At 70.2% G+C, this 19,558-nt stretch carries 18 protein-coding genes; 10 read left to right on the plus strand and 8 right to left on the minus strand.

The window, feature by feature from the left end:
- Positions 1-9: 9 nt before the first annotated feature.
- Genes FHR97_RS17120 through FHR97_RS17130 form a run of 3 tightly spaced genes read right to left on the minus strand, consistent with a single transcriptional unit; the run spans position 10 to position 3,155 of the window.
- Complete coding sequence (locus FHR97_RS17120; protein WP_183385009.1) at positions 10-996, minus strand: thiamine pyrophosphate-dependent dehydrogenase E1 component subunit alpha; 987 nt, start codon at positions 994-996, stop codon at positions 10-12.
- Positions 997-1,010: 14 nt separating this feature from the next.
- The gene (locus FHR97_RS17125) at positions 1,011-2,591 is read right to left on the minus strand and encodes a GMC family oxidoreductase (protein ID WP_183385010.1); all 1,581 of its coding nucleotides are present in this window, start codon (positions 2,589-2,591) and stop codon (positions 1,011-1,013) included.
- Positions 2,592-2,636: 45 nt separating this feature from the next.
- Positions 2,637-3,155 (minus strand): gluconate 2-dehydrogenase subunit 3 family protein, encoded by a 519-nt coding sequence (locus FHR97_RS17130; RefSeq protein WP_183385011.1) that lies wholly within the window; start codon positions 3,153-3,155, stop codon positions 2,637-2,639.
- Positions 3,156-3,509: 354 nt separating this feature from the next.
- Here FHR97_RS17130 and FHR97_RS17135 point away from each other — a divergent pair, with 354 nt between their 5' ends.
- Positions 3,510-5,513, plus strand: coding sequence for a sigma-54-dependent Fis family transcriptional regulator (locus tag FHR97_RS17135; protein ID WP_183385012.1), 2,004 nt, complete (start codon positions 3,510-3,512; stop codon positions 5,511-5,513).
- A gap of 62 nt (positions 5,514-5,575) precedes the next feature.
- On the opposite strand, the gene FHR97_RS17140 is transcribed toward FHR97_RS17135, so the two are convergent.
- From FHR97_RS17140 to FHR97_RS17150, 3 genes are all read right to left on the minus strand, one after another.
- Positions 5,576-5,953: a group I truncated hemoglobin gene (locus FHR97_RS17140; RefSeq protein ID WP_183385013.1), complete on the minus strand. Its 378-nt coding sequence runs from the start codon at positions 5,951-5,953 to the stop codon at positions 5,576-5,578.
- Between the two features lie 132 nt (positions 5,954-6,085).
- Entirely contained in the window at positions 6,086-6,658 is a 573-nt protein-coding gene (locus FHR97_RS17145; protein WP_183385014.1) for a TetR/AcrR family transcriptional regulator, read from the minus strand.
- 229 nt (positions 6,659-6,887) lie between these two features.
- Positions 6,888-7,520 (minus strand): carboxymuconolactone decarboxylase family protein, encoded by a 633-nt coding sequence (locus FHR97_RS17150; RefSeq protein WP_183385015.1) that lies wholly within the window; start codon positions 7,518-7,520, stop codon positions 6,888-6,890.
- A 253-nt stretch (positions 7,521-7,773) separates the two neighbouring features.
- On the opposite strand from FHR97_RS17150, the gene FHR97_RS17155 reads away from it, so the two are divergent.
- The 4 genes from FHR97_RS17155 (at position 7,774) to FHR97_RS17170 (ending at position 12,600) form a co-directional block, all read left to right on the plus strand.
- Positions 7,774-10,059, plus strand: a complete 2,286-nt coding sequence (locus FHR97_RS17155) for an ATP-binding protein (protein WP_183385016.1) — start codon at positions 7,774-7,776, stop codon at positions 10,057-10,059.
- Positions 10,056-10,610, plus strand: a complete 555-nt coding sequence (locus tag FHR97_RS17160; RefSeq protein WP_183385017.1) for a DUF4242 domain-containing protein — start codon at positions 10,056-10,058, stop codon at positions 10,608-10,610. The genes FHR97_RS17155 and FHR97_RS17160 overlap by 4 nt, the downstream gene beginning before the upstream one ends.
- 113 nt (positions 10,611-10,723) lie before the next feature.
- Positions 10,724-11,284 carry an OsmC family protein gene (locus tag FHR97_RS17165; RefSeq protein ID WP_183385018.1) on the plus strand — a complete coding sequence of 187 codons (561 nt, stop codon included), beginning with the start codon at positions 10,724-10,726 and terminating at the stop codon, positions 11,282-11,284.
- Positions 11,281-12,600, plus strand: coding sequence for an NAD(P)-binding domain-containing protein (locus FHR97_RS17170; RefSeq protein ID WP_183385019.1), 1,320 nt, complete (start codon positions 11,281-11,283; stop codon positions 12,598-12,600). The genes FHR97_RS17165 and FHR97_RS17170 overlap by 4 nt, the downstream gene beginning before the upstream one ends.
- A 27-nt stretch (positions 12,601-12,627) precedes the next feature.
- Here the strand turns inward: FHR97_RS17170 and FHR97_RS17175 are convergent, their stop codons facing one another.
- The gene (locus FHR97_RS17175; RefSeq protein WP_183385020.1) at positions 12,628-13,530 is read right to left on the minus strand and encodes a helix-turn-helix transcriptional regulator; all 903 of its coding nucleotides are present in this window, start codon (positions 13,528-13,530) and stop codon (positions 12,628-12,630) included.
- A gap of 120 nt (positions 13,531-13,650) precedes the next feature.
- On the opposite strand from FHR97_RS17175, the gene FHR97_RS17180 reads away from it, so the two are divergent.
- The 3 genes from FHR97_RS17180 to FHR97_RS17190 all read left to right on the plus strand — a co-directional run bounded on the left by FHR97_RS17180 (position 13,651) and on the right by FHR97_RS17190 (position 15,953).
- Positions 13,651-14,355, plus strand: coding sequence for an ABC transporter permease (locus tag FHR97_RS17180; RefSeq protein ID WP_183385021.1), 705 nt, complete (start codon positions 13,651-13,653; stop codon positions 14,353-14,355).
- A complete protein-coding gene (locus FHR97_RS17185) occupies positions 14,352-15,080 on the plus strand; it encodes an ATP-binding cassette domain-containing protein (protein WP_246404111.1) in 729 nt (242 codons plus the stop codon). Before FHR97_RS17180 ends, FHR97_RS17185 begins: the two co-directional genes overlap by 4 nt.
- 63 nt (positions 15,081-15,143) lie before the next feature.
- Positions 15,144-15,953, plus strand: coding sequence for an ABC transporter substrate-binding protein (locus FHR97_RS17190; protein ID WP_183385022.1), 810 nt, complete (start codon positions 15,144-15,146; stop codon positions 15,951-15,953).
- A gap of 133 nt (positions 15,954-16,086) precedes the next feature.
- On the opposite strand, the gene FHR97_RS17195 is transcribed toward FHR97_RS17190, so the two are convergent.
- Positions 16,087-17,049 (minus strand): LysR family transcriptional regulator, encoded by a 963-nt coding sequence (locus tag FHR97_RS17195; RefSeq protein ID WP_183385023.1) that lies wholly within the window; start codon positions 17,047-17,049, stop codon positions 16,087-16,089.
- Between the two features lie 113 nt (positions 17,050-17,162).
- Between FHR97_RS17195 and FHR97_RS17200 the strand changes: the two genes are divergently transcribed.
- Together FHR97_RS17200 and FHR97_RS17205 are read left to right on the plus strand one after the other, a co-directional pair.
- A complete protein-coding gene (locus FHR97_RS17200) occupies positions 17,163-18,101 on the plus strand; it encodes a sodium-dependent bicarbonate transport family permease (RefSeq protein WP_183385024.1) in 939 nt (312 codons plus the stop codon).
- A 252-nt stretch (positions 18,102-18,353) separates the two neighbouring features.
- A complete protein-coding gene (locus FHR97_RS17205; RefSeq protein ID WP_183385025.1) occupies positions 18,354-19,523 on the plus strand; it encodes an isovaleryl-CoA dehydrogenase in 1,170 nt (389 codons plus the stop codon).
- The last annotated feature ends 35 nt before the right edge of the window (positions 19,524-19,558 follow it).

A 19,558-nucleotide genomic window follows, 5' to 3' on the forward strand; every position in this document is an offset into this window, starting at 1 on the left:
CGGTTCTCCTCAAACGAAGACGGCGTCGAGCGCCGCCTCGGCGGGCAGGAAGTCGCTGTCCTGGGCGAAGCGGATCGCCGCCTCGACGCGCTCGTGGGCCTCGTCGACCAGGCCGGCGTCGGCGGCCGCGTCGAGCAGCCCGGCCTCGAGCAGCGCCCGGCGGTAGCGCGGGATGGGGTCACGGGCCTCGAGGCCGGCCTTCTCGCCCTCGGGGCGGTAGTCCTCGCCGTCGCCCATGAAGTGGCCGGCGAGCCGCGCGGTCTCGATCTCGATCAGGCTCGGCCCCTGCCCGTCCCGGGCCCGGGCGATGGCCTCGCCGGCCGCGGCGAAGACGCCGTCCACGTCGTTGTCGGCGACATGCATCCCCGGCATCCCATAGGCCGCCGCGCGACTGTCGTTGCGCGGTACGGCGGTGGAGGCCTGCTTGGCCACCGAGATGCCCCAGGCGTTGTCCTCGATGACGAACACCACCGGCAGCTGCCAGACGGCGGCCAGGTTCAGCGCCTCGTGGAAGGCGCCCTGGTTGGCGGCGCCCTCCCCCATAAAGGCCACTGCAACTCCCGATTTTCCTTGCATTTTCCTGGAAAGCGCCGCGCCCACCGCCGGGCCCAGGCCCTCGCCGATGATCCCCGAGCAGGAGAAGTTCACCCGCTCGTCGAACAGGTGCATGTGACCGCCGCGCCCGCCGGCGAGCCCGGTGGCCTTGCCGAAGATCTCGGCGACCATGGCGTCCAGGTCAACGCCCTTGGCCACGGCGATGTGATGCGGCCGGTGGGTCGCGGTGACGATGTCCTCGGGGCCCAGGTGGGCGCAGACGCCCGCCGCACAGGGCTCCTGGCCATTGGAGAGGTGCATCTCGCCGGGAATCGGCCCCTTGGCCATGTTGAACACCGGCGTCTTGCCTTCCATGTAGAGCGTCTCGATGCGCTCCTCGAGGTAGCGGCTGGTCACCATCTGGCGATACATCCACAGCCGTTGGTCGCGGGTCGGGTGCATGGGGAATCCTCCGCTCAGAGTTCGCGGCGCTGCATGCGCTCGGCGATGTGGTCGGCCTGGCGCAGCGCCAGGGCGACGATGGTCAGGGTCGGGTTCTCGGCGCCGCTCGAGGTGAACTGGCTGCCGTCGGAAACGAACAGGTTGGGGATGTCGTGGGTCTGGCCCCACTTGTTGACCACACCGTCGGCGGGCCGCGCGCTCATGCGGTTGGTGCCCACGTTGTGGCTGGTGGGGAAGTCCGGGACCTGGAAGATGCGCTCGGCGCCGGCGGCCTCGTAGCACCTGGTGGCCTGCTGCTCGCCGTGGCGGCGCAGCTTCTCGTCGTTGGGGTGATCGCCCTTGTAGACGATCGGCACCGGCAGGCCGTGCTGGTCGCGGCGAGTGTCGTGAAGCGAGATGCCGTTGCGCTCCACCGGCAGGTCCTCGCCGCAGATCCACACCCCGGAGAGGTGGTCGTACTTGTCCAGGGCGGTGGTGATATCGCGTCCCCAGCCGGCGTGGGTGGGGTCCATGAACTTGGCGAAGAAGGGCACGCCCAGTGACATCACCTCCAGGGTGTAGCCGCCGACGAAACCCCGGGAACGATCCAGGCGTGCCTCGTCGGAGATGATCCCGGCGAAGGTGGTGCCCCGGTGCATGTTCACGGGCCCCGGCATCACGCCGAAGATGCAGCTGGTGGCGTGGGTCATGTAGTTGCGTCCCACCTGGCCGGAGGAGTTGGCCAGGCCCTCGGGGAACAGCGACGAGTGGGAGTTGAGCAGCAGCCGCGGCGACTCGATGGAGTTGCCGGCCACGCATACCGCCCGGGCGCGCTGGCGATGCCGATTGCCGTCGCCGTCGACATAGACCACCGCCGTGGCGCGCCCCTGGTCATCGTGCTCGATCGTCAGCGCCATGGAACGCGGGCGCACCTCGCAGTGGCCGGTGGCCTCGGCGCGGGGGATGTCGGTGTACATGGTCGACCACTTGGCCCCGAAACGGCAGCCCTGCATGCAGAAGCCGGCCTGCATGCACTGGCCACGCTCGTCGTAGGGCTCGGTGTTGATGGCCATCGGCCCGGCGCGCAGCTGGGTGTAGCCGACGCGCTCGGCGCCGGCGGCCAGCACCTTGAAGTTGTTGTTCCACTGGTGATAAGGCATGCCGGTGGAGTCGCCGGTCACCCCCATGTGGCGCTCGGCACGCACGTAGTAGGGCTCGAGCTCCTCATAGGAGAGCGGCCAGTCCAGCAGGTTGGCACCCTGGATGTCGCCGACCTCGCTGTGCAGCCGGAACTCATGGGGCTGGAAGCGCAGCGAGACGCCGGCCCAGTGGATAGTGCTGCCGCCCACCCCCTTGACGATCCAGGCCGGCAGGACCGGGAAGGTCTCGGTGAGCTGGCGGGGCCCGGCGGTGATGCGCTCATCGAGCCAGGAGATCTTCTTGAACATCTCCCATTCATCGTTCTCGATGTCGTTCATCCGGTAGCGCTTGCCGGCCTCCAGCACCACGCTCTTGATGCCCTTCCTGGCGAGCGCGTGGGCCAGGGTGCCGCCGCCGGCACCGGAGCCGATGATCACCACCACGCCGTCGTCGTCATGGGCGAAACGGGTTGTCATGGCGTGTCTCCTCGTTGTCGTTGTGCTTGTCGGTGGCCGGCGCCCTTACAGCCAGTCGATCACCAGGTCGTTGAAGCCGCGGTGCAGGTAGCCGCCCTGCTGCCAGGACGCCCCCTCGTAGCCGAAATGCGGCTGCCACAGCTCCGGGTTGTCGTAGAGCCCCACCACCAGGGTGTTGCGAACCGTCTGGAAGAAGTCGCCGTCCTCGATCTCGCGCAGCAGCGCCACCCGGTCGTCCTCGCGCTCGAGGTCGCCGTAGCGCCTGCCATGGGCCTGGCGGGCGCGGCGGTCGAGGTCGGCCAGTCCGTCGGCAATCAGCGCCCGGTCGCTCTCCAGCAGCGGCTCGAGGGGCGTCAGGTAGTAGCGGTCGGCGATGGCCTCATGGGGGTAGATATCGCGGCCCATGCGCAGCAGGCCGGCGGCCAGGTCGGGCTCGGCCAGGGCCCAGCGCGGCCACAGGCCACCGGCGCCGAGGGCCAGGCCGCCGGCGAGCAGCGCGCCCTGCCCGGAGAGGCTGAGGAAGCGACGCCGGCTGAGCAGCGCCGTCTTGGGAGATGGGGTCATGGAATGGCTCCTGTTGTTGTGCGATGCACTTGTGGTCAGCCAGGGCGGCCACCCGGCCGCACACTCCTGCCCAGGCAGCTTTCGTGCCAGAACGTGACAAACAATCACCAAGCAATTGTTGTTAAAGGAAAATAATCGCAACCGGGGAGCGAAAAGGAGAGACGTGGGAGGCGCGTGGAACGCCGAGGATTACACTGAACGTGACACCGGCGTTTACAGGCGCGTGACAGCGCTGTTTACACCTGTAACGGGGGCGACCAAGGTCGCATCTTCCCGGGCGTGGCGGGGTCGTACCTTGGAGAGCAGGACAACGACAACATATGACACGCCGGACCACCGGCGGAGGCCATGACCATGAGCACCGCCCACGTACGACGCCCCCAACTCCAGGGCGCCCAGACACAGCACGAGCATGTCGAGACGATCCTGCGTTCCCTGGACCACTCCGATGGCAGCGGGGAGGCGGTGATCGAGCGTTCCTGGCGTCGCTGCATCGATCTCTACGGCCTCGACCCCGCGGCCCCCAGCCCACCCCGCTATGTTCCCGACCGCACCCTGCGCGAACACCAGGACCAGGCCGACGCCCTGATCCAGGTGGCGCGCGCAGGCGTCGAACAGCTCTACCACCAGGTCATGCCACTGGATTATGTGGTGCTGCTCACCGACGCCCGAGGCATCTCCGTGCAGTTCCTCGGCGCCCGTGATGCCCAGCGCGAACACCAGCGCACCGGCCTCTTCCTGGGGGCCGACTGGAGCGAGCAACATGCCGGCACCTGCGCGGTGGGCACCTGCATCCAGGAGCAGGCGCCGCTGACCTGCCACCACAGCGACCACTTCAGCGCCCACCATATCCGCCTGACCTGCACCGCGGCGCCGGTCTTCGATCCCGACGGCCAGCTGCTGGCGGTGCTCGACATCTCCGCCTATCGCTCGCCGGAATCCAAGGCCTCGCAGACCTTCGCCCTGCAGGTGGTCAAGCACTATGCCCGGATGATCGAGGACGCCTACTTCCTGCAGCGCTACGGCGGCTGCCACATCGTCTGCCTGGATCGGTCGCGGGAGTTCGTGCAGATCAACCGCCGCTACCTGATCGCCATCGAGGAGGACGGCACCCTGGTGGCCGCCAACACCGCCGGGCGCAAGTTGCTGCGCCACCACGAGCTGCCGCTGGCCGGCGCCGGGGAGGCACGACCGTTCAAGGCCTGGAACATCCAGGACCTGCTCGATGCCGAGATCGGCGACGTACTCGACATCCAGCACTACGGCTACGACCGGGTGCGCGCCTTCCGTACCCACCGTCACCACGAGCTGCACTTCGCCACCCTGATCGAGCCCCCGCGCCGCCGGACCACCGGAGGCCAGGCGCCGCGGCGCGACACCAGCCTGGCACCGCTGGAGGCGCTGGCCGACGACGACCCGGCGATGCGCGACACCCTGACCCGGGCCGCCCGGCTGCGCAACGAGCCGATCAACATCCTGGTCGTCGGCGAGACCGGTACCGGCAAGGAGCGCATGGCCCGGGCCCTGCATGAGTCCAGCCGACGCCGCGACAAGCCCTTCGTGGCCATCAACTGCGCGGCCATGCCCGAGTCGTTGATCGAGAGCGAGCTGTTCGGCCATGAGCCCGGCAGCTTCACCGGCGCCCGCAGCAAGGGCATGAAGGGGCTGATCGCCCAGGCCGACGGCGGCACCCTCTTCCTCGACGAGATCGGCGACATGCCGCTGCAGCTGCAGACCCGCCTGCTGCGGGTGCTGGCCGAGCAGGAGGTGCTGCCCATCGGCGCCAGCCGGCCGATCAAGGTGGACCTGCGCGTGGTGGCGGCCACCCACCGTGACCTGCGCGGGCTCATCGACCTGGGCCAGTTCCGCGAGGATCTCTTCTACCGGCTGAACGGCGCCAGCCTGCGCCTGCCGCCGCTGCGCGAGCGGGCCGACCAGGGCTACCTGATCCGACGGCTGTTCGAGGATCTGCAAGCCGAGCGCGGCGGGCAGCGGGTGCGGCTGCGCGGCGACGCCATGAGCGCCCTGCTCGCCTACCCCTGGCCCGGCAACATCCGCGAGCTGCACAACGCCCTGCGCTATGCCCTGGCCACCTGCGAGGGCGACGAGGTGGTGGTCGGCGACCTGCCGGAGGAGTGCACCAGCGGCCAGCTGGCCCACCCGGCGGCGAGTTCCCCCATCGCCGGCGGCGGCCGCGTGAGGCCGCCTCTCGGCGAGGACCCGCTGCAGGAGGCCCTGCGCCGCCATCAATGGAACATCAGTGCCGTGGCTCGGGAACTCGGGCTGTCGCGACCCACCATCTACCGGCGCATGAAGCGTCTGGGGATCGTGCCGCCCAATCACCAGATGCCGACATGACACCGCCCGGGGACACGTCCCCGGGCAGTGTCATGAAAGCTGGATCGGCCAGTCTCTCCGATTCAGACGTACATGATTTCCCCTTTCAGCGAATAGGCAATGCCGAGCACTTCCAGGCGCGTTTGCGGGTCGATGCCGTGACGATCGAGGACATCCAGGATATCGTCAACGGCAGCCATGTATTCCGCCTCATTGATGTTCATGCCGCGGTGCGCCTCGGGCATGCTCCGCCCGCGATACTCTTGGGGCCCGCCGCTGCCGGAGGACAGGAAGTCGCGCAGGTGGCCCTTCACCTCTTCCAGATGCGCCGGGTCCTCTCGATAGGGCAGAAAACGTGCCTGGATCCGCGGGTTCTGCATATGGGTCTCCACGATATCCTCGACCAGGGCAGCTATGCCGCGCTCGCCACCCAGACGTTCGTAGAGGGTTGCAGTAGTCATCTCATACCTCCCGAGCCGGCCATGTTACCGACCCTTGCCGCTGGTGAGGGACGGTTCGCGACACCGTCCGGAATGGACCGGTCGGATCAGGCTGGGTCAACCCCCGCGCCTCCTTTCGCCCCGACCAACGACTCATCGGATCGCAGCGAAATAGAAGTCGAGCATGGTCCCGAGCGGACCGGGATCGCGGCGCAAACGACTGCGCAGGGCGGCGCCCTCCCAGCAATCCACCAGGAGGTCCGCCATCTGCCGCGGGTCCTTCTCCGGCGGCAGCTCACCCCGCTGCCGGGCCTCTTCCAGGCAACCAGCGATCCGTATGGCGATAGCGGTGAAGCAGGACTCGATCTTGCGCCGGAACGTCTCGCTGACCCCGGACAGTTCCTGGCCGACCCCGCCGAGCAGGCAGCCCAAGTAGCCTTCCTGGCGATACTTTTCCTGCGACAACTCGAAGAACAGACGCACCCGCTCCAGGGGCGGCAGGGACGTATTGCCCAGGGAGTGATCCAGTCCCCGGTGAACTTCCGCCATGTAACGGTCGATGACCTGGAGGGTGAAGTCCTCCTTGCTGCGGAAGTGGTGATAGAAAGACCCCTTCGGCGTCCCCGTCGCCTCCAACAGCGCCTGGATTCCCAGGTCGTTGTAACCGCGTACCAGCAACATGCTGAGCCCCGAGTCGAGTAGCCGCTCCTTCGTCACATGCGTCATCACACATCCTTCCAGACCGACCGGTCTATTGGTAAGTATTGAACACCAGCGGCCATCGTCAAATTCAGTATGCTTCGCTTTGCAGCCAGAGGCTCGAATGCGACTCCGCTTGGCGCATATCGACACCTTGTGCCTTAAGCAAGTGCCATACAGACCAGAGCCCGGTGGCTGGATCGGCTCCGGCAACCAGCCACCGACCATTCCGCAACAGCTTGATATTCGGCCATGTTTATGGGGATTCCACAGGGTCAGATCGACGCGGGACCGTATTGCCGGTCTCCGCCCTGGCGATGGGGCGCCCCACGCTGAGCGCCTCGCGCAGCGACTCGGGCAGCTCACGATAGGCCGCATCCGGCTCGGCGCCCAGGCCATCCAGGATGCGCGTGAAGAAGGCTCGCGCCGCGGCCACGGCGACGATGTCGAAGATCTCGTCGTCGGCCAGTCCCTGGCCGCGCAGGCCCTCGATGTCCTCGGCGGTCACCGCCGGGGCCTCGCAGGCGACCTTGCGGGCGAAGGCCATCATCGCGCGTTCCGCGTCGCTCAGGGAGCCCGCCTCGCCGGCCACCAGGTCACGAACGCCGTCCATGCCCAGCAGCTCGCCCAGCGCCCGGGCATGGGCCAGGGCGCAGTAGCTGTTGCCCAGGGCCTGGGCGGCGGCCAGCGTGACCAGTTCGAAGCGGCGCGGCGCGACATGTCGCCGGATGGTCGCCAGCAGGCTCGCCCAGCTCGCCATCACGTCGGGACGGTGGCTGAACACCCGGGCATAGTTGGGCAGGTAGCCGAAGTGCGCCTGCTGGCGCTGGTACATCGCCAGCACCTCGCCCTCGGCCACTTCCGGGGCGATCGTCTCGATATAGCTCATGACCGGTTCTCCTGGATGTCGGGGGCCGGGCCGCCAGGCGGTCCCGGACCGGCCCGGGGAGGCGAGTCCCCGGGAGACGTGGCACTCGATGCCAGCAGCATCGCCCCGCGACGAGGAAGAAGGCGTGGAAGCCAGCGTGGTATTTTGCGCGGACCGGCGTCATCCCCCCCGACGAAACCCGAGGGGTGGCGAGGCGCGCCGGACTATACTGATGGCGTCACGACTGGCACGGGCCAGCCGCCCGAGACATGTCATGTTCGCCTTGACCCTCAATTTGCTGGGCGACCTCGAGGTCCTGCACGACGACCGCCCGGTGTCGCTGCCCCCGTCGCGGAAGACCCGCGCCCTGCTGGCCTACCTCGCCCTCCACACCCGCCCGATCAGCCGCGACCATCTCTGCGAGCTGCTCTGGGAGCTTCCCGATGACCCCCGCGGCTCGCTGCGCTGGAGCCTGTCCAAGCTGCGCCGCCTGGTGGACACGCCGGACCGGCCGCGCCTGGTCGCCGATCGCCTGTCGGTCGCCCTGGATCTCGAGGACCTGGACGTGGATGTGCTGCGGCTGCATCGCCTGGTCGACCGGGAACTCCCGGACGCCGACCTCGCCTGCCTGGAGGCCACCGCCGCCCGCTATCGCGGCCCCTTCCTGGAAGGCCTGGAGCTGCCCAACCTGCACGACTTCCACGGCTGGTGCCTGGCCGAGCGGGAGGGCGCCATGCGCGCCCAGTCGCGGCTGCTGGGGGCGCTGGTGGAACGACTCGGCGAGTCGCCCGAACGCGCCCTGCCCCATGCCCGGGCCCTGGTCCGGCTGAGCCCCTTCGACGAGCCGGCCCGCGCCCGGCTGGTGCGCCTGCTCCAGGCCCTGCACCGCCCCCGGGAGGCCGAGCAGCAGTACCAGCTCGGCATGCGCCTGCTCCAGGAGGCGGGCCTGCCCATCGCCGGTGTCCTGCCGGCGGCCAGGCGTCGCCCGGTCACGGTGCCGGGCACGCCGCCGACGTCGCCCGCCGGTCAGGCCGAGAGCCTGGCAGGACTCGATCCCGATACCCGGGATCTGCTGCAGTGGGCCTCGCTGCTCGGCCGTTGCCCCGACACGGGTGCCCTGGCCCGCTACAGCGGTCTGGACAGCCACCGGTTCGGCCTGGCCCTGGAGAGCGCCGAGCGCCTCGGGTGGCTGACGTCCCGCGAGCAGGGCCTGTGCTTCGCCGACGATGAGCGGGTCGACCGTCTCTACGCGACCATCTCCCCGGCACGCCGCCAGGTCATGCACCGCAGCATCGCCCACCACCTGGTGGCGTCGACCGTCCACGACCTGGACGAGGCCGCGGAACTCGCCCATCATGCCCAGCGCAGCGGCGACCCGGCGCTGGCCGCCGAGGCCCTGGTCACCGCCGGACGCCTCTGCCTGCGCTTCTTCGCCAACGACGAGGCCCTGCGCCTGGCCCGGCGCGGCCTGGCACTGGCCGAGAGCCTGCCTGGCCGGCGCCGCATCTGCCTGCTGCTCGACCTGCATGCCGTGGAGCTGGGCGCCGCCCCACCGGCGGACTGGGAGGCGACCGCCGAGGCGCTGGTGGGGCTCGCCGAACAGGCCCTGGAACATGGCGACCTGGCCCACGCCCGGCTCGGCTATCACCTGGCCAGCCACCTGCGCTGGGCCCACGGCCAGTGGCGCCATGCCCGGGAGGAGGCCCTGCAGTCGGAGCGGGTGACCCGCAGCGCCGAGGATCCCGAACAGATCATCGCCATGGCCGAGGCCGCCCGCTGCCTGGCCATGCTGGAGCGCGACCTGGACCAGGCCCGCACCCTGCTGGCCAGTGCCGAGGCGCGGGCCGACCGGCATCACCTCACCCATCCGGCGATGTCGCTGGCACGGGGCCTGCTGGCCTGGCACGACGCCCGGGCGACGGAGGCGGAAGCGGCCTTCCAGGAGGCGCGTACCCTGTGCAAGGCCGGCGGCGACCGCCTCGGCGAGTTTCAGGCCAACGAGTACCTGATGATGATGGCACTGGAGACGGGCCACTACCCGACGGCGCGCCAGCGCTGCCAGGCCCTCGTCGCCCTGGGCGACCGCCTGCGCGGCGGCAGCGAGGGTCCCTTCGCCCATGCCGCCGAGGCCCTGTGCCGGCTGGCCGAAGACGATGAGCCGCGCCCCCTGACGGCCGCCCTGCCGGCGCTGCGCGACGCCGATGCCAAGCATCGCCTGGCCTGGGTCCTCAACCGGGCGGCACTGCTGCACCTGGCCCGCCGGCGCCCCCGCGAGGCGAGCCTCGCCGCCGAGGAGGCCCTCGCCAATGCCCAGGCCCTGGAGCGTGACAGCGAACGGCTGCTGGCCCATGCCCTCCTGGCCCGGGCAGGACTTGCCCTGGAGGAGACCTCGCGCGCGGCCGAGCATATCCAGGCCGCCGAGGGGATGCCGACGACCACCGTCTCGGCCTGGGTCCGCGAGCAGGCAACCGAGCTGCTGAGCAGGCCTGGCGCCCCCCTCTCGACGGCATCCGAGGCCGCAACGCACGACCCCGATGGCGACGAGAGGAGATCACCATGATCGATGTCTTCCTGGAGCGGGACTTCACAACCCCTCTGGCGCCGGAGTTCGTCCGCCAGCTGACCCTCGCCGCCCGGGACTGCCTGGACCTGCACCGCGTCGCCTGGCAGGGCAGCCTGCTGGCCCGGGACGGCCGACGCATGGTCTGCCACTTCCGAGGCCCCGACGCCGAGGGAGCACGGGTGGGCCTGCGCCAGGCCGGCGCCGACGTCGGCCGGCTGTGGGCCGGCACGGTCCATGAGGTCCCCGGAACGGCGGGAGTCTCGGGCGATGTGCTGGTGGAACGAGCCTTCGCCACCCCCGTCGACCTGGCCACGATCCAGGCCATCGAGGATGCCGGCGCGGCCTGCCTGCAGAACCATCGCGTGCGCTTCCTGCGCACCTTCTTCTCCCTGGATCGGCGGCGCATGCTGTGTCTCTACCAGGCGCCGGACGCCGAGTCGGTACGCATCGCCCAGCGCCAGGCCGGCATGCCCATGGAGGCGGCCTGGGCCTTCCAGCGGGTGGCACCCCCCGCTTCCACGTCGGCCGCTTCCACGCCGGCGGCGTGAAAAACCACGCGCGCTCCCACGCTGGGTCCCACGTCCTCCTCGCAGACTGACTCTCGAGCCGCCAGACACCCCGTCGACGGCCTCGATCATCACGACACGCGAGGAAGACATCCATGACCACCGCCATCCACACCATCGACAACGGCGTCAACGTCACCGCCCTGCTCGGCGCCCGCGAGGCCCTGGCCGAGGCGCCCGAGGCCGCGCGCTTCACCTGGCAGGCCCGTTGCGACTGGGTCAACGGCACCCACAGCCGCAGCACCATCGACACCTTCCACGGCCTCGGCGAGCCCCAGTGCCACCGCCAGCGCACCACCTTCGATACCGACCACCCGGAGGTCTTCGCCTCCGAGGATCACGGCCCGACCCCGGTGGAATACGTGCTGGTCGGTCTGGCGGGCTGCCTCACCGCGGGCATCGCCGCCGTGGCCCAGCATCGCGGTATCCAGCTGCACTCGGTGACGGCCTGCGTGGAGGGCAGCATGGACATCCAGGGCATCCTGGGCATGGACAGCGAGGTGCGCAACGGCTTCGAGGCGGTCCGCGTCACCTACGAGATCGGTGCCGACGCCAGCCGCGAGGAAATCGCCGCCCTGGTGGCCCAGTCCCAGAAGCGCTCCGCGGTGTTCGACCTGCTGACCAACCCCACCGATGTCGCGGTGACGCTGGCATGACAGCGGCGGCCCTCCACCGCCGCGCCCGCGCCGTGACCGTGGTGGTCATCGGCGCGGGCCACGCCGGGCTGGCCATGTCGCACCACCTGGCGGCGCGCGGCATCGACCATGTGCTCCTGGAGCGCGGCGAGGTGGCAAATTCCTGGCGGCACGAGCGGTGGGACTCGCTGCGCCTGCTCACCCCCAACTGGCAGTGCCGCCTGCCGGGGCTGCGCTATGCGGGGCCCGAGCCCGACGGCTTCATGACCATGGCCGAGCTGATCGCCTTCCTCGAGGAGCACGCCCGCCGGACCGCGGCGCCCGTCCACCCCCAGACGCGGGTGCTGTCGGTGCGGCCGGGGGACGGCGGCTACCGGGTACTCACCGAGAGGGGCGAGTGGCGATGCCGGGCGCTGGTGCTGGCCAGCGGGGCCTGCAACCTGCCGCGGGTGCCGGCCCTGGCCACGGCGCTGCCGCCCGGCATCGCCAGCCTGAGCCTGCACGACTACCGGCGTCCCGAGGCCCTCCCGGCGGGCGGCGTGCTGGTGGTGGGCGCCTCGGCGAGCGGGGTCCAGCTGGCCGACGAGATCCAGCGCAGCGGGCGTCCCGTGACCCTCTCCGTGGGCGACCATGTACGCATGCCGCGCCGCTATCGCGGGCAAGACATCCAGTGGTGGATGGAGGCGACCGGCCTGCTCGACCAGCGGCACGACGCGGTGGAGGATCTCGAGCGCGCCCGCCGCCTGCCCTCGCCCCAGCTGGTGGGCAGTCCCGAGTCGCGGACGCTGTCCCTGGGCACGCTGGCCGAGCAGGGCGTGCGGCTGGTCGGGCGCCTGGTCGGGCTGCGCGATGGCCACCTGCAGTTCTCGGGGGCGCTGCGTACCCACTGTGCCGCCGGCGACCTCAAGCTCGGCCGCCTGCTGGACAGCTTCGACGACTGGGCCCACGAGCAAGGCCGGGACGCCAGCCTGCCGCCGCCCGAGCGCTTCGCCCCCACGCCCGTGCCGGCCTCGCCCTGCCTGGACCTCGACCTGGCGCGTGGCGAGATCGCCAGCGTCATCTGGGCCACCGGCTATCGGCCCGACTACCGCTGGCTGCAGCTGCCGGTGTTCGACCGCAAAGGCCGGCTGCGACACCACGGCGGCGTGGTGGACGCCCCCGGGGTCTATGCCATGGGCCTGCCGTTCATGCGCCGGCGCAAGTCGAGCTTCCTCCATGGCGCCGATGACGACGCCCGCGAGCTCAGCGCCCACCTTACCGCCTATCTGGCGGGGGCATCGGCGGGCGAGACGAACCGCCTGGACGCGAGAACGTCCTTCGCCAGCGTCCTCGACTAGCCCGTCGCGCGGCCTCGGGCGGCGACCTCAGGCGTTGTAGGTCACCCGCCCGAGCTCGCCGACGTCGTAGCCGCCGAGCGCCTCGGCGCGCTCGCGGAAGCGCGACTCCCGGGCGAAGGCCAGCAGGCGCTGCAGCGGCGGCTCGAAGTAGCTGCGCCGGCGCAGGGCCAGGTCGAAGGCCTCGTCGTGGAGCGCCACGAAGGCCAGTCCCTGTCGCCGGGCGGCGGCCTCCACCCCGAGCCCCGCATCGGCCTCGCCCTGGCGGATGGCCAGCGCCAGGTCGTCCTCGCTGAGCGAGGGATGGGCGGTGAAGGCGAGCCGCTCGGCCGCCATCCCGGCCCGCCGCAGCAGCCAGCCCAGCAGCCGCTGGGCCCCGGCCCCGGCCTGGCGGTGGGCGAGCCGCACCCCGGGCCGGGCCAGGTCGGCCAGGCGGTGGATGCCCTGGGGGTTGTCGGGCGCCAGCAGCAGGCCCTGGCGCCGTGTCGCCCAGCGCACCATCACCAGGTCGCGCAGCCCGGAAAGCCCCAGCGCCTCCGGCCGGTTGTAGCGCCCGCTGGCCTCGTCCACCAGGTGCAGGCCGGCCACCATGGCCTCGCCGGCGAGCAGGCGGCGCACGCCATCCCCGCTGCCGTGGCACAGGGTGGCCAGGCCCGCCCCGCTCTCGCGCACCGCCCATTCCAGCAGCGGGTCCTGGCTGCCGGCGAGCACCACCGGCACCGGGCGACTCCCCGGCTGGTCGCCCTCCAGGTGGCTCATCAGCCACAGGTCGATGCTCTGGCGGGGAAACAGCAGCTTGCCGGTGGCCCGGGTGCAGGGGATCTGCCCCTGGCGCACCAGGTCGTAGACCTTGCGCGGCTTGAGGCGCAGGTACTCGGCCACCTCGGCGGTGGTCAGGTAGGCCGGCCCGGCCCCGCTGAGGTCCGTCGTCATTCCCTCGCCTCCCGTCGTCCTCGGAATGTCATTATCAGGTGTTTTGCTGCATATTTTTCACTACCCGATGCAAGCAGCTTACACAGGGCACATCATGCCTGGAAACGTCAGGAGAAATGGATGCCCCAGCACGACTCCGCCTTCGCTACCGCGCTCGCGCTGATCCTCGACCTGGATCCGGCGCTGCTCGGCATCGTCATGCTGTCGCTCAAGGTCTCGCTGACGGCGGTGCTGATCGCCGCGCTGCTGGGCCTGCCGCTGGGCGCCGCCCTGGCACTGTGGCGCTTCCCGGGACGCGGCGTGCTGGTGGTGGTGCTCAACGCCCTGATGGGCCTGCCGCCGGTGGTGGCCGGCCTGGCGGTCTACCTGCTGCTGTCCCGGGCCGGCCCGCTGGGCGAACTCGGGCTACTGTTCACCCCCGGCGCCATGGTGGTGGCCCAGGTGCTGCTCGTGCTGCCGATCATCGCCGCCCTGACCCGCCAGCAGGTGGAGGAACTGCATCTGGAATACCGCGAGCAGTTGCGTTCCCTGGGCCTGTCCCGGGCACGCATGATCCCCACCCTGCTGTGGGACGCCCGCCTCGGCCTGATGATGGTGGTGCTGGCCGGCTTCGGCCGGGCCAGTGCCGAGGTCGGCGCGGTGATGATCGTCGGCGGCAACATCGACGGGGTGACCCGGGTGATGACCACGGCCATCGTGCTCGAGACCAGCAAGGGCAACCTGCCCCTGGCGCTCGGCCTGGGCATCGTGCTGCTCGGCCTGGTGGCGCTGGTCAACGCCGCGGCGCACCTGGTCGGCGAGACGGCGCGGAGGCGACTGGGATGAACGACATGCTGCAGGTCCACACCCCGGCCTCCATCGCGCCCCTCGAGCTCGAGGGGCTCGGCTTCAGCCACCGCGGCCAGCCCCTGCTCAGCGAGCTCTCCCTGCGCCTGGACGGCTGTCGGCGCACCCTGGTGATGGGCCCCAACGGCGCCGGCAAGAGCCTACTGATGCGCCTGGCCCACGGCCTGCTCTCGCCCACCCATGGGCGGGTTCGCTGGCAAGGCGAGATCCCCCGCCAGGCCATGGTCTTCCAGCGCCCGGTGCTACTCAAGCGCTCTGCGCTGGACAACCTCTGTTATGCGCTGGGCGTCAACGGCACCCCCTGGCGCCGCCGCCGCCCCCTGGCCCGGGAGGCCCTGGAGCGCTTCGGGCTGGGCGCGCTGGCCCGCCGCCCGGCCCGGGTGCTCTCCGGCGGCGAACAGCAGCGCCTGGCCCTGGCCCGGGCCTGGCTGCTCGAGCCCCGGATGCTGTTCCTCGACGAGCCCACCTCGGCGCTGGACCCCGCCGCCATCAAGGCGGTTGAGGATGCCGTGAGCGACTTCCACCGGCGGGGCACGCGCATCCTGATGAGCACCCACGACCTGCACCAGGCCCGTCGCCTGGCCGACGAGGTGATCTTCCTCTGCGGCGGCCGGCTCCTCGAGCACACCCCGGCCGAGCGTTTCTTCACGGCCCCCGCCACTCCTGAGGCGGCGGCCTTCCTGCGCGGGGAGCTGGTCTGGTAGCCCCGCCCATCGCCATCACGACCGCTCTTCCAACCACGCAACGCCACACAAGGATGCCCAAGCATGCGTACAGGACTCACCCTCGCCGCCCTCGGCCTGATGGGCCTCTCGATGACCGCCGTCGCCCAGGACGAGGCGCCCTACATCACCCTGGCCTCGACCACCTCTACCGAGAACTCGGGGCTGTTCGACGCCATCATCCCGCAGTTCCGCGAGGCCAGTGGCATCGAGGTCCGGGTGGTCGCCGTGGGCACCGGCCAGGCCTTCGAGATCGCCCGACGCGGCGACGCCGACAGCCTGCTGGTGCACGATACGGCCGGTGAGGAGCGCTTCGTCGCCGACGGCTACGCCACCGAGCGGGCCGACGTGATGTACAACGACTTCGTGCTCATCGGCCCCGCCGAGGATCCGGCGGGCATCCGCGAGGCCGAGACCGTCGCGCAGGCCTTCTCGCGGATCGCCGAGGCCGAGGCGCCCTTTGCCTCCCGGGGCGACGACAGCGGCACCAACCGGGCCGAGCTGCGCCTGTGGGAGGCCGCCGGCATCGAACCCGCCGGCGAGTGGTACCGTGAGCTGGGCAGCGGCATGGGCCCGACGCTCAACACCGCCGCCGGCATGGACGCCTACGTGATGTCCGACCGCGCCACCTGGGTGGCCTTCGACAACCGCCAGAACCTCGAGCTGCTCTTCGAGGGCGACGAGGCGCTGTTCAACCAGTACGGCAGCCTGCTCCTCTCCGAGGAGAAACACCCGCACCTCAAGCACGACCTGGCCGCGCAGTGGCACGACTGGCTGCTCTCGGAGGCGGGCCAGCAGGCCATCGCCGACTTCGAGGTGAAGGGCCAGCAACTGTTCTTCCCCAACGCCGAGTAAGCCTTCCATGTCGCCCCGGGCCTCACCGGCCCGTGGCGGGCACGTTTACCCCATGAGTGCGAAGCCGTCGACGAAGGCCTCGTAAGGATGTTTGGGGGCCAACAACAAAGTTTACTGAAGGGCCTGACCCCCGTCAGGCCTCCACCACCTCCAGCCCGGCCAGCAGCCCGAAGATTTCGTTGCAGACGAAGCGGGCCTCCACGCACTCCTCCAGGTGGTCGCGGGCGAAGCGCAGGAAGCCCAGGGCCGAGTGGGCCAGGCGCTGGTCGCGCCGGGCAATGAACTGCCAGTGGCTCTCGATGGGCAGGCCCGGCACCGGCAGGGTCACCAGGTCGGGATGCTCCGGCGGCAGCACGTGCTCGGAGAGGATCGCCAGCCCCAGGCCCGAGGCGATCCCGACCCGGATCGCCTCGTTGCTGGCCATCTGCATGGTCGGCCCGGTGGCGAGCCCCTGCTCGAGCAACCAGCGCTCGGTCATCATGCGCGTCGCCGAACCCGGCTCGCGCAGCAGCAGCCGCTCGCCGAGCAGCCTTTCCAGATCCCAGCCGGGCTCCCGGGTGGCGGGATGGTCGCGGGGGGCGACCATCACCAGGGGATTGCGCAGGAAGCGCCCCGCCAGGGCGTGCTCCAGCGACGGCGGATGGCTGAAGACGTAGAGGTCATCCTCCTGGCGGTCGAAGCGGCGCAGCATCTGCTGGCGGTTGCCGATGTGCACTGTGACCTCCACCTCCGGGTAGGCCCGGTTGAAGGGGCCCAGCAGGCGCGGTAGCACGTACTGGGCGGTGTTGACCAGGGCGATGCTGAAGTGGCCCCGCCGGCCGCCGCGCAGGGCGTCCAGGTAATCAGCGAAGTCGTCGAAGCGCCCCAGCACCTCGCGGCTGGCCCGGTAGAGCTCGAGGCCCGCCTCGGTGGGCTCCAGCCGGCCCTGGCGGGTCTCCAGCAGCGGCTCGCCCACCGCCTCGCGGAGCCGTTTGAGCTGTTGGGACACGGTGGGCTGAGTGAGATGCAGCCGCCGGGCGGCCTCGCTGACCGAGCCTCGGCGGACGACTTCCACGTGCACCTGCAGCAGGCGGAAGGTCAGGTGACGGATATTCATGGCGGGACCTATAGATGTTCACCTATGGAAAGCCGGCATAGATATTATTGGTATCAATATTCGCGACTCCGCACAATCCGGCCGCCTTCCTTCCTCGACCGGAGAGAGACCTCGTGCCCGATATCGTGGTGATGTTCTTCCTGCTCGGCCTGCTGGCCGGGCTCGTCAAGTCCGACCTGACCATTCCCCGCGCCGCCTACGACACCCTGAGCCTGCTGCTGATGCTGACCATCGGCCTCAAGGGCGGCATGGCGCTGTACGGCCGCCTGGACTGGTCGCTGGTGACCGAACTGCTGGCGGTGGCGGCGCTGGGCGGGCTGATCCCGCTGGTCCTGATGCCGGTGCTGCGCCGGCTGGTGCGGCTGTCCGCCGCGGACAGCGCCAGCCTGGCCGCCCACTACGGCTCGGTCAGCGCCGGTACCTTCGCCGTCGCCCTGGCCTACGCCGAGGCCCGCAACCTGGCGGTCGGCGCCGAGGTAACACTGTATCTGGTGATGATGGAGCTGCCGGCGATCATGGTCGCCATCGCCCTCTACCGCCGCTACCGCGGCGCCGAGCCCGGCGAGGCCATGCGGGGCCTGTGGCACGAGACCCTGACCAACCGCGGGGTGATCCTGCTGGCCGGCGGCGTGGTGATCGGCACCATGTATGGCCCCCTGGAGGGCGCCACCGTCACGGACCTGTTCACAGGGGCCTTCAAGGCGGTGCTGGCGCTGTTCCTGCTGGAGATGGGCCTGACCGCCGCCGAGACCCTGCGCCCCCTGCCCTGGCGTCACTGGCGCCTGCTGGCCTTCGCCCTGGCGGTGCCACCGGTGCTGGGTCTGGTCGGCCTGCTGCTCGGCCGTGCCCTGGGCCTGCCCGAGGGGTCGGTGCTGATCCTCACCGCGCTCGCCGCCAGCGCCTCCTATATTGCCGCCCCCGCCGCCATGCGCACCGCGGTGCCCAAGGCCAATATCGGCCTGGCGATGCTGGCCTCCCTGGGGGTGACCTTCCCGTTCAACGTAATCGTCGGCATCCCCCTCTACCATCAGTGGAGTCAGTGGCTAGGATGAGAGAAAACCCCCAGCGATGGCCACGCCGGAGGTCCACAGGGACGTGGGACGGGTGAGGGTTCGTCGGGAGCGAATCTCGCCTTTCTGGCCTCCGACGTCCCCGGAACACCAGGCGCATGGTGCGACCTTGGTCTAACCATATTCAGCTGACCTTTACGTTAACGTAAACCTCGCCTAGGCTAGCGGTATCGGTTCCTGACTGCCCGGTGCGCCGACCTGCGGCCCACCCCCTGATTCATCACGGAGTACGCCATGCACGCGCCCTACAAGCCCCTCGACTTCGGCCTCGACGAGACCCTCGACATGCTGCGCGACCAGGTCAATGCCTTCGCCCGAGACGAGATCGCGCCCCGCGCCGCCGAGATCGACGCGAACAACGCCTTCCCCAACGACCTCTGGCGGAAGTTCGGCGACATGGGCCTGCTCGGCATCACCGTGCCGGACGAGGACGGCGGCAGCGGCATGGGCTACCTGGCGCACTGCATCGCCATGGAAGAGATCTCCCGGGCCAGCGCCTCGGTGGGCCTGTCCTACGGCGCCCACTCCAACCTCTGCGTGAACCAGCTCAAGCTCAACGGCAATGCCGAGCAGAAGGCCAGGTACCTGCCCAGGCTGATCAGCGGCGAGCACGTGGGGGCGCTGGCCATGTCCGAGCCGGGCGCCGGGTCCGACGTGGTCTCCATGAAGCTGCGCGCCCGCCAGGACGGCGACCGCTACATCCTCAACGGCAACAAGATGTGGATCACCAACGGCCCGGAGGCGAATGTCCTGGTGGTCTACGCCAAGACCGACCCGGACGCCGGCTCCAAGGGCATCACCGCCTTCATCATCGAGAAGGACATGCCCGGCTTCTCCACCGCCCAGAAGCTCGACAAGCTGGGGATGCGCGGCTCCAATACCTGCGAGCTGGTGTTCGAGGACTGCGAGGTGCCCGCGGAGAACGTGCTGGGCGAGGTCAACCAGGGCGCGCGGGTGCTGATGAGCGGCCTGGACTTCGAGCGCACCGTGCTGGCCGCCGGCCCCATCGGCATCATGCAGGCCGCCTTGGACGTGGTGATCCCCTATATCCACGAGCGCAAGCAGTTCGACCAGGCGATCGGTGAGTTCCAGCTGGTGCAGGGCAAGGTGGCCGACATGTACACCACCCTCAACGCCTGCCGCGCCTACCTCTACGCCGTGGCGGCGGCCTGCGACCGCGGCCAGACCTCGCGCAAGGACGCCGCCGGCGTCATCCTCTACTGTGCGGAGAAGGCCACCCAGGTCGCCCTGGACGCCATCCAGCTGCTCGGCGGCAACGGCTACATCAACGAGTACCCCACCGGGCGGCTGCTGCGCGACGCCAAGCTCTACGAGATCGGCGCCGGCACCAGCGAGATCCGCCGCATGCTGATCGGCCGCGAACTGTTCCAGGAGTCAGCCTAAGCCCCGAGCCGTAGGTCGGATAAGCGAGCCTGCGA

The sequence above is a fragment of the Halomonas stenophila genome, from assembly GCF_014192275.1.
In the GTDB taxonomy this organism is placed as follows: Bacteria; Pseudomonadota; Gammaproteobacteria; order Pseudomonadales; family Halomonadaceae; genus Halomonas; species Halomonas stenophila.